Genomic DNA, 13,228 nt, shown 5'->3' with positions numbered 1-13,228 from the left:
GGAACTGGAGGAACCATGAGCCCCGCCGCACTGCGCCGCCTCGCCCTGCGGGGCCTGGAACTGGTGGGCGTGCTCCTCGTCGCGAGCATCGGGGTGTTCTCCCTGGTGGTCCTGATGCCGTCGGACCCGGCCGTCGACATCCTCGGAGCGGGGCACTCGCCCGCCGAGTACGCCGAGGTCCGCCACGACCTCGGTCTCGACCAGCCGCTCGTCACCCGCTACTTCGACTGGCTGGGCAACGCCCTCACCGGAGACCTCGGCCACTCCGTCGTACCGCCGCAGAGCGGTGTCACCGACCGGGTGCTGTCCGCACTGCCCGTCAGCTTCGAGATCGCGGTGCTCGGACTGCTGATCGCCCTGGTCCTCGCGGTGCCGCTGGCCATGTGGTCGGCGTACCGGGAGGGTTCGGCGGCCGACCGGATCATCGGCGCCGGCACCTTCGGCGTGCTGTCCGTGCCGAGCTTCCTGGCCGGTCTGCTGCTGGTGCTTCTGCTGGTCGACTCGGCCGGCTGGTTCCCGCGCACCGAGTGGGTGCGGATCGGGGACGGAGACCTGGTGGGCAACCTGCACCACGCCTTCCTGCCGGCCCTGACCGTGGGGCTCGCCGAACTCGCCATGTTCACCCGGGTCCTGCGCGGCGACCTCATCGTCACCCTGCGCGAGGACTACATCCTCGCCGCCCGCGCCAAGGGCATGAACCCGCTGCGCGTCCTGTTCTCCGACGCCCTGCGCCCCTCCTCGTTCTCCCTGGTCACCCTTCTCGGGCTCAGCCTGGGCCGGCTCATCGGGAGCACCGTCGTCGTGGAGTACCTGTTCTCGCTGCCCGGCATGGGAACGCTCATCGTCAACGCGGCGGGCCAGGGCGACTACCCGATGGTCCAGGGCGCGGTGCTCACCGTCGCCGTGATCTACGTGGTGATCAACGCCGGCATCGACCTCTCCTACGGCTACCTGGATCCGAGGACGCGACGTGTCCATGTCTGAGATCGTTCCGCGTGCGCGGACCGCCTTCCCGCTGCCGCTGCTCACCGCCCTGGCCCTGACCGCCGCCGGCCTCGTCCTGCTGGTGTACGGGGCACGCACGGGCCGGCTCGTCCCGCTCGCCAGGACCGCCGTCGCCCTGGCCGGCCTCGGTCTGACGCTCGCCGGCGCCTCCCGGCTCGGGAAGCGGTGGGCGGGGCCCGGCTTCGACGTGGTGTTCTGGTTCGGCGCGGGCTGGCTGGTGCTGCTCGGCCTCGCGATGCTCGCCGCGCCCTGGCTGCCGCTCGCCGAGGACCGGGACGTCGCGACGACGGTCGCCGAACCCGTCTTCGGCGGACCGGTGTTCGCGGGCAGCCACCCGCTGGGCACCAACGCCTTCGGGCTCGACCTGCTGGCCCGGTCCCTGTACGGCGCCCGCTCCTCGCTGCTCATCTCCCTGTCGGCGGTCGCCATCGGTACGGTCGTCGGCGGCGCGATCGGCATGGCCGCCGGCTACTTCGGGAAGGCCGCCGACCGGGTCGTGGGCATGGCCACCAACTCGCTGCTCGCCGTGCCCCCGCTGATCCTGCTCATCGCCCTGGCGACCGTCCTCCAGCCGCACCTGCGCAACATCGCCTTCTCGCTGGCCCTGCTCACGATCCCCGGCATGGTCCGGCTCGCCCGCGCCACGACCATGGCGTACGCCAACCGCGAATTCGTCGTCGCCGCCCGCGCCATGGGAGCCACCCGCTCCCGCATCCTCCTGCGCGAACTGCTGCCCAACGTCCTGCTGCCCCTGCTGTCGCTGGCCGTCGTCATGATCTCGGTCCTCATCGTCGCCGAGGCGTCCCTCAGCTTCCTCGGACTCGGCATCCAGCCACCCGAACCCACCTGGGGAAACATGATCGCCGAAGGGGAGGGCCGGGTGTTCGAGCAGCACCCGCACATCGTGCTCGTACCCGGCGCGTTCCTCTTCCTCACCGTCTTCGCCTTCAACATCGTCGGCGAGAAGGCTCGCGGGCGCTGGGACTCCCGGAGCGTGAAACTGTGACCACCGAGCCCCTGTCCGAAGCGCCCCCGGCCCCCACGGACACCGAAGCCCCCGCCCTCCTCACCGCCACCGACGTGCGGACCGTCTTCCACACCCCCCGGGGCCCCGTGCAGGCCGTCGACGGCGTCTGCCTGGCCCTGCGCGAGGGCGAGACCCTCGGCATCGTCGGGGAGTCCGGCTCGGGCAAGTCCGTCCTCGGCCGCACCCTCATGGGCCTGATCACCGACGGCCCCGCCACCACCGTCTCCGGCACCGTCCTGCTCGGCGGCCAGGACGTCCACGCCCTCGGACCGGCGGGCCGCAGGGCCCTGTGGGGCACCGAGGTCGCCATGGTCTTCCAGGACCCGATGACCTCGCTCAACCCCGTGAAGAAGGTCGGCACCCACCTGTCCGAGAGCGTCCGGCTGCACCAGGGGCTGAACCGTACGGCGGCCCGGGAACGCGCCGTCGACCTGCTCCGGCAGGTCGGCATCCCCGAGCCGGCCCGCCGCGCCCGCCAGTACCCGCACGAACTCTCCGGCGGGATGCGGCAGCGCGTCGTCATCGCCATGGCCCTGGCCTGCGGGCCGCGCCTGCTCATCGCCGACGAACCGACCACCGCGCTCGACGTCACCGTGCAGAAACAGATCCTCGACCTGCTCCAGGCCCTGACCCGGGACCTCGGCATGGCGATGATCCTGATCAGCCACGACCTCGCCACGGTCGCCGGCCGCACCGGCCGGGTCGCGGTGATGTACGCCGGCCGCCTCGTCGAATACGCCCCCACCGCCGCCGTGTTCGACCACCCCAGGCACCCGTACAGCAGCGCCCTCATCGCCTCCGTGCCGCGCATCGACCAGCCCCCGCACACCCTGCTGCCGACCATCGAGGGCCGCCCGCCCCATCTGCTGAACCCGCCCCCAGGCTGCCGCTTCGCCCCCCGCTGCGGCCACGCGAGCGACCGCTGCGCCACCGAGTCCCCCCGGCTCACCGGGGCCCCCGGCTCCGGTGCCGTCGCCTGCCACCACCCCCTGGGAGCCGCCGAGGAGGCCGCCGTATGACGAGCACCCGACCCACCGCGCCCGCGCTCAGCGCCGAGGACCTCGTCGTGGAGTACCCGGCCGGCCGAGGGCAGAAGGTGCACGCCGTCTCCGGGGTCGGCCTGGAGGTCGCTGCGGGCGAAACCCTCGGCATCCTCGGCGAGTCCGGCTGCGGAAAGTCCACCGTAGGCCGCTCCCTGATCCAGCTGCCGCCCCCGGACTCCGGCACCGTACGCCTCGGCGACGTGACCCTGACCGGGCTCGCCCCCAGGGAACTGCGCCGGGCCCGCGCCCGGATGCAGATCATCATGCAGGACCCGGTCTCCGCCCTGAACCCCCGCCGCCGCGTCAAGGACCTGGTGTGGGAGGGCCCTTCGATCTGGGGGAGCGGCGAGGACACCCGCGACAAGGACGAGCGGATCGACACCGCACTGCGCGACGTCGGCCTCGACCCGGCGACCGTACGCGAGCGCAGACCGCACGAACTCTCCGGCGGCCAGTGCCAGCGGGTCTGCGTCGCCCGCGCCCTGCTCCTCGACCCCGAGGTGCTGATCTGCGACGAACCCGTCTCCAGCCTCGACGTGTCCGTCCAGGCACAGATCCTCAACCTGCTGGAGACGACGGTGCGCCGGCGCGGGCTGAGCATGGTGTTCATCGCCCACGACGTCGCCGTGGTGAAGAACATCAGCGACCGCGTCATGGTGATGTACCTCGGCAAGGTCTGCGAGGTCCTGCCCTCCGACGGCATGCACCACGAGGCCGTCCACCCCTACACCCGGCTGCTGCTCGCCTCGCTCCCCGAGGTCCAGCGCGGCCCACAACCGGCCGGAGCGCCCGAGCCCGGACCGGCCGGGGCCGCCGCCGAACTCCCGTCCCCGCTGAACCCGCCGTCCGGCTGCCGCTTCCGCACCCGCTGCCCGCTCGCCACCGCCCGGTGCGCCGAGCGGGAGCCGGCGCTCAGGGAGATCCGCCCCGGCCACCGGATCGCCTGCCACCACGCCCCGCCCGAGAGGAACCCCGTATGACCACCACCGAGACCCCCGATGTCCTGGCGCCCGCCCGGCTCGGCCCGCTCGAACTCCGCAACCGGGTCATCAAGGCCGCGACCTACGAAGGGCTCAGCCACAAGTCCCTGGTGACCAAGGACCTCGTCGACTTCCACGTCGCCTACGCCAAGGGCGGCGTCGGCATGACGACCGTCGCCTACTGCGCCGTCGCCAAGGAAGGGCGCACCGACCGCCACCAGATCCACTGGACCGACGAGGCGATGCCCGGCCTGCGCGCGCTCACCGAAGCCGTCCACGCCGAGGGCGCCGCGGTCAGCGCGCAGATCGGCCACGGCGGCCCCGTCGCCAACCCCAAGGGCAACGGCGCCCCCGCGCTCTCCCCGTCCCGGCACTTCCACGCCACCACCATCAGCTGGGCCCGGGAGGCGACCCTCGACGACATCCGGCGCGTCACCGAGGCCCACGCCGAGGCCGCCCGCCGCGCCGTCGACGCGGGCTTCGACGCCGTCGAGGTCCACCTCGGCCACAACTACCTGGCCAGCTCCTTCCTCAGCCCGAAGATCAACCACCGCACCGACGCCTACGGCGGCAGCCTCAAGAACCGGGCCAGGTTCGCCCGGGAGATCATGCGGGCCGTCCACGACGCGGTGGGCGGCCGGATCGCCGTCATCGCCAAGATGAACATGGACGACGGGGTGCCCGGCGGCTTCTGGCTGGACGAGGCCATCCCCGTCACGCAGTGGCTCGAACAGGACGGCACGGTCGACGCCCTGGAGATGACCGCGGGCAGCTCCCTGCTCAACCCGATGTACCTCTTCAAGGGCGACGCCCCGCTGGACGACTTCTCCGCGATCATGCCGCAGCCCATCAAGCTCGGCGTCAAGCTCGTCGGCAAGCGGTTCCTGCGCAGCTACCCCTACCGCGACGGCTACCTCCTGGAGGACGCCCGCCAGATCCGGGCCGCGGTGAAGCTCCCGATGATCCTGCTCGGCGGCATCACCACCAAGCCCGTCATGGACCTGGCGATGCGGGAGGGCTTCGAGTTCGTCGCGATGGCCCGCGCCCTGCTGCGCGAGCCCGACCTGGTCAACCGCATGCACGACGACGCCACCACACCCTCCCTGTGCATCCACTGCAACAAGTGCATGCCGACCAACTTCACCGGCACCCGCTGCGTCCTGGTCGACCGGAACACCACCCGCCGCGAAACCTGGGGCAAGCCCGCCGGGTACGTGTCATGAGCCGCCGTGACGCCGTCGCCACGGCCGGAGCGGTCCGCAGCGGCGCCACCGACGCAGCCACCGTCACCGAACAGGCCATCGCCCGCATCGAGAAGGACAACCCCCGCCTGGGCGCGGTAATCCACACCAGGTTCGACGCCGCACGCGCCGAGGTGGCGGCCGGACTCCCCGACGGCCCGCTGCACGGCGTCCCGGTCCTGGTCAAGGACCTCGGCACCGACGTCGCCGGCCTGCCCGCGATCAGTGGCAGCCGCCTCTTCGCCACCGCCACCGCCCGCCACGACAGCGAACTCGTGGCCCGCTACCGGCGCGCCGGAGCCGTCGTCCTCGGCACCACCAACACCCCCGAATTCGGGCTCAACGCCTCCACCGAACCCGCCCTCTTCGGCCCCACCCGCAACCCCTGGGACACCGAACGCTCCCCGGGCGGCTCCAGCGGCGGTTCGGCGGCGGCCGTCGCCGCCGGGATGGTCCCGGTCGCGCACGCCAGCGACGGCGGCGGCTCGATCCGCATCCCGGCCGCCGCCTGCGGCCTGTTCGGCCTCAAGCCCAGCCGGGGACGCGTCTCGCCCGCGCCCCGCCCCACCACCCTCTCCGGCCTCGTCTCCGTCCACCACGCGCTCACCACGACCGTCCGGGACAGCGCCCTGCTCCTCGACGTCGCCGCCGGCCCCCTGCCCGGCGACGCCTACGCCGCCCCGGCCCCGGCGGCCCCCTTCTCCGAACTCGCCCGCCGCGACCCGGGCCGGCTGCGGATCGGCCTGCTCACCGCCCTCCCCGAAGGACCCGAGGTCCACCCCGAGTGCGCGCAGGCGGCCCGCGCCGCCGCCCTGCTGTGCGAACACCTCGGCCACGACGTCACCGAGACCACCGCCCGCTACCGTCCCGGCGACGTGGCCGCCACCTCCGCCGTCCTGATGGGCGCGGACCTGGTCGCCCAGATCGAGAGCCGCCTCACCGCCCTCGGCAGACCCCTCGCCGACGACGACATCGAACCCTTCACCCGCGTCGTGTACGACACCTACCGGGCCCTGGCGGCGGCCGACGTCAGCCGCGCACTGCGCCGCGCCCAGGAGATCGGCTGGGAGACCGGGGCAGCCTTCGACCACTTCGACGTCCTGCTCAGCCCGACCCTCGCCCGGCCCACCCCGCTGCTCGGCACCCTGGACACCGCGGTCCCGGAGACCATCTACCGCCACGCCTCCGTCAGTTCCGCCTTCACCAGCGTCTACAACGTGACCGGGATGCCGGCCATGTCCGTCCCCTTCGGCCGGGACAGCCGGGGCCTGCCCCTCGGCGTCCAGTTCGGCGCCCCGCTCGGCGCGGAGGGCACACTGCTCGCCCTGGCGGCCCAGCTGGAGGCGGAGGCGCCCTGGGACACGGCGCCCTGAGGCGGACGGGCCGCAGGATCCCCGGCCGGCCGTGACCGCCTCACACCCGGCGGCCTCACCCGGGAAGGGCCGCGAGCCATTCGGTCAACAGGCCGTTGACCTCATCGGGGCGTTCCTGCTGGATCCAGTGACCGCAGCCTTCGAGCAGGTGCGAGCCGGACAGGGCGGGAAGGGTGGAGGGGTACGCGTCGATGGCGTCCGCCATCCACGTGGTGGAGGCGTCCAGGGTGCCGCCGACGAACAACGACGGCTGCTCGACCGGGGCTCCGCGGTGGGGTGCGAGGTCCTCCCAGTCACGGTCCATGTTCCGGTAGCGGTTGAGCGCCCCCGTCAGACCGGTGCGCTCGAACTCCCCGGCGTACACGTCGAGATCGTCCTCGCTCAGCCACGCGGGCAGCCGGCCGGCCGGAAAGCGGTCACGCAGCCGGCCGCCGCGCGCGACGAAATGCGGGTCCGGGGCGCCCGGGGCCGGCATGGTGTCGGCGGACAACGCCGCGTAGAAACCGGCGAGCCAGCCGCGCACCCCGGGCTCGATCTCCGCCTCGGCGCGGCCGGGCTCCTGGAAGTAGGAGACGTAGAACTCCTCTTCGGGGCCGCCGATCCGGCCGAAGACGTCGGTCGGGCGGGGGCCGCCCGGCGGTGCGTACGGAACGCTCAGCAGACCGACCGCGCGGAACACCTCGGGGTGGAGCAGGGCGGAAGCGGCGGCGATGTTGGAACCCCAGTCGTGACCGACGACCACCGCCTTCTCCTCGCCGAGGGCGCGCACCACGCAGATGTTGTCCTCCACCAGATCGAGCATCCGGTAGGCGTCGGCCGCGGCGGGCCGCGAGGAGCGGCCGTAGCCCCGTACGTCGATCGCCACCGCGCGGTAGCCGGCGGCGGCGAGGGCCGGGAGCTGGTGGCGCCAGGAGTACCAGGACTCGGGAAAGCCGTGCACGAGCAGGACCAGGGGGCCGGTGCCCTGCTCCACCAGATGCAGGCGCCCGGCCGGGCTGTCGACGGTGCGGTGGCGGAAGCCGGCGGTCGGTTCGGGCTGCAAGGGTCTCTCCTCGGGTCATGGGCGGGCGGTCGCGCTTACGTGCCGATCATGCGACGGGCGGTCCATCGGCGCGATCGGCGTTGCCGTTCCGGCAAACTCGCGGCGGCGGGGCGGCGCCGTCCTCCACCCGCGCAAAGGCTTTCCCCCTGTCCCGCAGGGGAGTTGCTCCCCCTCAGGCTGGTGCGGATGTTGCACGTGAGGAAATATGGGCATGCGCGGTACGGAGTGTGTCCGTGCCGCCGTCGTACGACGCTAAGAGGGCCGATGACTGACGGGCAGGGCATTCAGATGGCGGTGGACGGAATCGACACGGGTACGCCGCATTCGGCGCGGGTGTGGAACTTCTGGCTGGGCGGCAAGGACAACTACGAGGTGGACCGCCGCCTCGGGGCGACGATGGAGGAGCTGTACCCGCAGATCATCGAGATAGCGCGCGCCTCCCGGGCGTTCCAGGCACGCGCGGTGCGCTATCTGACCGCCGAGGCGGGGGTGCGGCAGTTCCTGGACCTCGGCACCGGCCTGCCGACGGCGAACGCCACGCACGAGGTCGCCCAGGGCGTCGAGCCGACGGCACGCATCGTGTACGTGGACAACGACCCGATCGTTCTCGCCCATGCCCGAGCCCTGCTGACGAGTCGGCCCGAAGGGGCCACGGACTATGTGCACGCGGATCTGAGGGACGCGAAGACGGTGCTGCGCGAGGCCGCCCGCACACTGGACCTCGACCGGCCGGTGGCCGTGATGGTGCTCTCGACGCTGGGACATCTGGCGGACGCCGACGAGGCCGCGGCGCTGCTCCGCAGCTACTTGGACGCGCTGCCCGCGGGCAGCCACCTGATGTTGTGCGACACCATCGAGACCCCGGAGACACGGGCCGGGTCCGACGAGTACGCCAGTGGCGGCGCCATGCCGTACATCTCGCGCCCCAAGGAGATCATCGCGACCTTCGCGGACGGACTCGAACTGGTGGAGCCCGGCTTCGGCTCGATCAGCCTGTGGCGCCCCGAGGAGCCGGTCGTCACCGACCCGGTCGACCAGTGGGGATTCGTGGCCGCCAAGCGGTAGCCGCCGCCTGCTCGGCCGATGCCGGCGCCCTCGTCGTACGGCACCGCGATCATCCTCAGTCACTGTGCGGACTTCATGCCGGAGGCCGGCAGCGAGGGGCGCGGTGCGGGCGGTCGGGGTGCGGTTCTTCGGTGTGCGGTGTCCCGGGTCCGGCACGGTGGTGGCGGAACGCGCACCGTGCCGGACGCTGTGGGGGCCGGTGCGCGGTCATCGGACCGCGCACCGGGAGGGACGGGAGTTCAGCCGATGGTCCAGCGCTGCGGGGAGGCCCCTGTGTCGGCCTGCTGGGTGACGAGTGCGCCGTCGGAGCCGGAGGCTGTGGTGAGGGCCAGTCCGCTGTTGGCGGAGGTCAGGGTGTAGGTGCCGTCGCTGCGCAGGGTAGCCTTCCAGCGCTGGTTGACACCGCCGTGGCAGGTCCACAGGATGATCTTGCCGCCGGCGGTGGAGGATCCGTCACTGACGTCGGCGCACAGTCCTGACTCGACGCCGGCGATTTCGTAGCTGCCGTCGGTCTGCCGGGTGAAGCGCCACTTCTGGTTGTCGCCTCCGTTGGACGCGTAGGTGGTCAGCTGGGTGCCGGCCGTGGTGCTGTGGCCGGGGACGTCCAGGGCCTTGCCGCCCGTGGTGAGGGTGTGGACGCCGTCGAGCGTGGCGGGCGCGGTGCCGGCCGGGGTGAGGGCCAGGGTCTGCTGGGCGGCGGTGCGGGCGTTTCCGACCCCGCCGGAGGGGGCGGTCCAGAAGCGGGCGGGGGCGGTTTCGGCCGTACCGGAGGAGACGCCGAGGACAAGACCGCTGTAGCGGTTGACCAGGCGGTACGTGCCACCCGTGGCGTTGCGGACGACGAACCATTGCTGGCCCACGGTCGGATCGTTCGCTCCCGCCGCGGTGGCGGTGGGCGCGGTTCCCCAGGCCCGCTGCGCGGGTGACGTCCCGACCCCCAGCAGAGCGCTGGTGCTGGTGTTGGCGATGCGGTAGGAGCCGTCTCCGTTGGAGGCGAAGGACCAGATGTCGGGGTTGGCGCCGCCGGCGTTCTGGGACGTGGTCGCGGTGCTGCCGGAGACCTGGGCGAGGGCGCGGCTGTCGGCGCCGGTGATCCGGTAGGTCTTGGAGGTGTCGACCGGGGCGGCAGGGCTGTCGGTCCTGATGGAGAGGTTGACGTACTCGGCGGAGGAACCGCCGGAGCAGCCGAAGGAGCAGTAGGAGCGGAAGTCGCGGCCCACGATGCCGGAGCTGGTCCTGTTGGCGCCGTCGAGGAACCAGCGGTACCAGGAGGCATTGGTGTAGCTGCCGGTGTCGCCGATCAGCCGCCACTTCTGTGTGGTCAGGTCGTCGGTGGCGTAGAACTGCTGCGGGGCGTTGCCCGACTGGTCCACCGCCTGCGGCTCACCGATGTAGAGCCCCAGATAGGCATTCCATGTGATGTCCATGACAAATAGGGGCGACGTGGGCGGCGTCCTGCCGGCAGCGACCTGTTCAGCGACCGTGCCGGTGGCGGCCGGGTCGTACTCCTTGTCGACGGGGGTGTAGCCGGAGCTGTTGGTGCTGGTGGGCACCATGTTGCTCTCCTTGCCGCCGACACCGGGCTGGGACCAGGCGCCGTTGTACCACTTCTGCCAGCTGTCCGGCGCCATCTTGGCGGAGATGGGGGCGCGTGCGACGTGGGCGTGGAATGCCTTCCAGCCGCCGTTCTTGTCGACGACGCGGGAACCGTAGAAGACGTAGAAGAACCCGGAGGCGGTGTCGACGAACAGCCGCTGGTCGCCGTCGCCGTAGTGGTAGGTCTTCTGCGGGAAGGCGGAGGTGTCGCCGCGCTTGGTGCTGTAGGGGCTGGTGATCGCGTGGTCCTTGATGGTCCACGTCTTGCCCTGGTCGGTGGAGACGGTGTAGTCGATGGCGTCGTAGTGCACGCCGTCACCGAAGGGCTGGGGGGTGAACTCGTTGTGGACCAGGCCGTACCAGTCGCCGGTGTCGGGGTCGACCCAGACACCCGCGAGGTCGCAGAAATTGCGCTGGGAGTAGCTGGACCCGGCGGGCGGATCGGTGGCGGTCCTGCCGGTGGGGCTGTTGTCGCAGCGTGAGGTCGTGTCGTTGTTCTTGTCGTTGGAGTCGGCCGGGTTGACCGCGTCGCTGATGGGGTGCCGGGTCGCGCTGTCGAAGTCGGCGCCGGAGTAGAAGGACCAGGCGCGGCCTTCGCTCGCCCCGTAGAGGGCGTGGGCCTGCTGGTAGTAGAAGGTGCCGTCCTTGTCGATGTAGGGGAAGGCGGGGGTGTCGTCGGGGCGGTTCCACGTGCCCTTCGAACCGACGTCGACCGTGTAGGACGGGGCTGCCGATACGGGTGAGGCAGCCAGCGCGGCCCCGCCGGCTGCGGCAAGAGCCGCGGCCACGAGTGCGCTCACCACCTTTTTACGTGTAGCTGTCATGGCTTCTCCTTGTGGGTTTTCGCCGGGTGCGCCGGGTGCGCGACCGTCGTCGGGTGCGGGGTGACCGTGAAGGGGGATGCGGGCGGGGGCCAGATGGTCCTCACGGGAACGGGAACGGGGACGGGGACGGGCACGGTGCCGGCTCCTCTCGGGGACGGAAGGAATGGAGTGAGCGGGGTCAGCCGAAGGTTTCGATGTACTCCTCAGGAGCGCCGAGTTCGGGACGGTCGACGAGCTCGATCCGGTCACCGAGGCGCTCCAGCTCCAGGACGGTGAGCGTGTTGTCGCCCGTACGCAGGAAAGGACGCGGCAGGTAGAGGGTGTGCTGGGGACCGATCTCCCAGTAGCGGCCCAGCAGGTTGCCGTTGATCCAGCAGAAGCCTTTGCCGAAGCCGGGCAGGGCGACGAACGTGTCGGCCGTGCGGTCCAGGGTCAGGGAAGCGGTGGCGAAGCCGGTCGTGCCGGCGGGCGGGGCGGCGGAGGCGGTGCGCGCGAGTTCCTGTGGTGTCCATGTGTCGAGCGGTATCCGGTGCATGCTCCAGCCGTGCACGAGGCGGCGTTCCACCCGTAGTCCACCGAGGATTCCCTTGCCCTGGCCGAGCAGCGGTCCGTAGTTGATCCGGCCCTGGTTCTCCACCAGGAGTTCCAGGCGGGCCCGTTGTCCGTTCCCAGCGACCTGGCAGGAGGCTGTCTCCTGGTCCAGTACTCCGACCAGGGTGCCGTCGAGGAACACGTGGGCCCGGTCGTGCAGGCCGGTGACCGTCACTTCGTGTTCGCCGGCGGGCAGCAGCGGATGTGCGGTGTAGAGCACCAGCCCGGATGCCTGGCCCAGCTCCTCGAAGCTGAGCGGCAGCGGCGCGTGGACCGGCTCGCTCACCGTGCGCAGTGCGTCGAGCAGCGCGGATCCCTGGGTCAGGGGCAGGGTTCGGGGTTCCAGGAGCGGTGGGTCGGCCGGCACCGGAGGGGTGGTCGCGTCCGGGCCGAGCAGCCGGTCCCGCACCGCGTGGAACTTGGGTGTGAGCGCTCCGTGTTCGGCGACAGCCGCGTCGGAGTCGTAGCTGGTCACGGTCGGCTGGAGCCGGTCTCCGTTGTGGTTGGCACCGGACCACAGGCCGAAGTTGGTTCCGCCGTGCGCCATGTAGAGGCTCACCGAGCCCCCGGCGTCCAGGATGCGGGCCACGGTGTCGGCGGCACCCGCGGCGGGACGGACGTGGTGGTTCTCGCCCCAGTGGTCGAACCAGCCGTTCCAGAACTCGGCACAGAAGAACGGTTCCGCCTCGCGGCGTGAGCGCAGCAGCGCGGCCGCTTGCTCGGGCCGGGAGCCGAAGGTGACGGCAGCCAGGTGGCCGGGGAGAGTGCCGCCGTCGAGCATCAGGTCGGTGGGGCCGTCCGCGGTGTAGAGCAGCTCGGTGATGCCGCGGGCTACCAGGGCGTCGCGGATGAAGCGCAGATACCCGGTGTCGTCGCCGTGGCTGCCGTATTCGTTCTCGATCTGTACGGCGACGACCGGTCCGCCATTGCAGTGCTGGAGTGCGGCGATGCGAGGGATCAGTTCGTCGAACCATCGGCTGACGGCACTCAGGAATGGTGGGTAGGAGGTGCGCAGCCGCATGCCGGGGGTGCCGGTCAGCCAGGCGGGCAGCCCGCCGTTGTCCCATTCCGCGCAGATGTACGGGCCCGGGCGGACGATCACGTCGAGGCCCTGCCCCTGTGCCAGCCGGATGAAGCGCTCCAGGTCGTGCCAGCCCTCGAAGCGGATGGCGCCGGGGGCGCGTTCGTGGAAGTTCCACGGAACGTAGGTGTCGACGGTGTTGAGTCCGAGCGCGGCGAGCCGCTCCAGGCGGTCCGCCCACTGTTCGGGGTGGACACGGAAGTAGTGCAGCGAGCCGGAGAGCACGCGGTGGGGGAGGCCTCGGCGCAGCAGGGTGCCGGTGCGGTGGGTCAGGGCCGGCTGCGCACGGCGGGGCCGGGCTCCGGGCGGCACACGGTCCGCGTCGGTCTCGGTGCGGTGGGCGCCGGGAGGGTGGGCCTG

Annotated in this window: 10 protein-coding genes; 7 read left to right on the top strand and 3 right to left on the bottom strand. The window is 71.8% G+C overall.

Going from position 1 to position 13,228, the window contains the following annotated elements:
- Nucleotides 1–15 precede the first annotated feature (15 nt).
- The 6 genes from P8A18_RS03270 to P8A18_RS03245 are packed head-to-tail and all read left to right on the top strand — an operon-like array spanning nt 16 to nt 6,669.
- A complete protein-coding gene (locus P8A18_RS03270; protein ID WP_306051613.1) occupies nt 16–984 on the top strand; it encodes an ABC transporter permease in 969 nt (322 codons plus the stop codon).
- Nucleotides 977–2,011 carry an ABC transporter permease gene (locus P8A18_RS03265; protein ID WP_306051611.1) on the top strand — a complete coding sequence of 345 codons (1,035 nt, stop codon included), beginning with the start codon at nt 977–979 and terminating at the stop codon, nt 2,009–2,011. Before P8A18_RS03270 ends, P8A18_RS03265 begins: the two co-directional genes overlap by 8 nt.
- Nucleotides 2,008–3,051 (top strand): ABC transporter ATP-binding protein, encoded by a 1,044-nt coding sequence (locus P8A18_RS03260; RefSeq protein ID WP_306051609.1) that lies wholly within the window; start codon nt 2,008–2,010, stop codon nt 3,049–3,051. Before P8A18_RS03265 ends, P8A18_RS03260 begins: the two co-directional genes overlap by 4 nt.
- Complete coding sequence (locus P8A18_RS03255; RefSeq protein ID WP_306051606.1) at nt 3,048–4,055, top strand: oligopeptide/dipeptide ABC transporter ATP-binding protein; 1,008 nt, start codon at nt 3,048–3,050, stop codon at nt 4,053–4,055. Before P8A18_RS03260 ends, P8A18_RS03255 begins: the two co-directional genes overlap by 4 nt.
- Nucleotides 4,052–5,278 (top strand): NADH:flavin oxidoreductase, encoded by a 1,227-nt coding sequence (locus P8A18_RS03250; protein WP_306051604.1) that lies wholly within the window; start codon nt 4,052–4,054, stop codon nt 5,276–5,278. Before P8A18_RS03255 ends, P8A18_RS03250 begins: the two co-directional genes overlap by 4 nt.
- Nucleotides 5,275–6,669 (top strand): amidase, encoded by a 1,395-nt coding sequence (locus tag P8A18_RS03245; RefSeq protein WP_306051602.1) that lies wholly within the window; start codon nt 5,275–5,277, stop codon nt 6,667–6,669. The genes P8A18_RS03250 and P8A18_RS03245 overlap by 4 nt, the downstream gene beginning before the upstream one ends.
- Nucleotides 6,670–6,724: 55 nt before the next feature.
- On the opposite strand, the gene P8A18_RS03240 is transcribed toward P8A18_RS03245, so the two are convergent.
- The gene (locus P8A18_RS03240; protein WP_306051599.1) at nt 6,725–7,711 is read right to left on the bottom strand and encodes an alpha/beta hydrolase; all 987 of its coding nucleotides are present in this window, start codon (nt 7,709–7,711) and stop codon (nt 6,725–6,727) included.
- 264 nt (nt 7,712–7,975) lie between these two features.
- Between P8A18_RS03240 and P8A18_RS03235 the strand changes: the two genes are divergently transcribed.
- A complete protein-coding gene (locus P8A18_RS03235; RefSeq protein WP_306051598.1) occupies nt 7,976–8,776 on the top strand; it encodes an SAM-dependent methyltransferase in 801 nt (266 codons plus the stop codon).
- A gap of 239 nt (nt 8,777–9,015) precedes the next feature.
- Here the strand turns inward: P8A18_RS03235 and P8A18_RS03230 are convergent, their stop codons facing one another.
- Together P8A18_RS03230 and P8A18_RS03225 are read right to left on the bottom strand one after the other, a co-directional pair.
- Entirely contained in the window at nt 9,016–11,196 is a 2,181-nt protein-coding gene (locus tag P8A18_RS03230) for an RICIN domain-containing protein (protein ID WP_306051596.1), read from the bottom strand.
- Nucleotides 11,197–11,374: 178 nt separating this feature from the next.
- A complete protein-coding gene (locus tag P8A18_RS03225) occupies nt 11,375–13,180 on the bottom strand; it encodes a glycoside hydrolase family 35 protein (protein ID WP_306060650.1) in 1,806 nt (601 codons plus the stop codon).
- Between the last annotated feature and the right edge of the window lie 48 nt (nt 13,181–13,228).

Origin of the sequence: Streptomyces sp. Mut1 (assembly GCF_030719295.1) — a bacterium.
Taxonomy (GTDB): Bacteria; Actinomycetota; Actinomycetes; order Streptomycetales; family Streptomycetaceae; genus Streptomyces; species Streptomyces castrisilvae.
The sequence above is the reverse complement of the archived record's forward strand: the minus strand, read 5'-3'. Positions and strand labels throughout refer to the sequence as shown.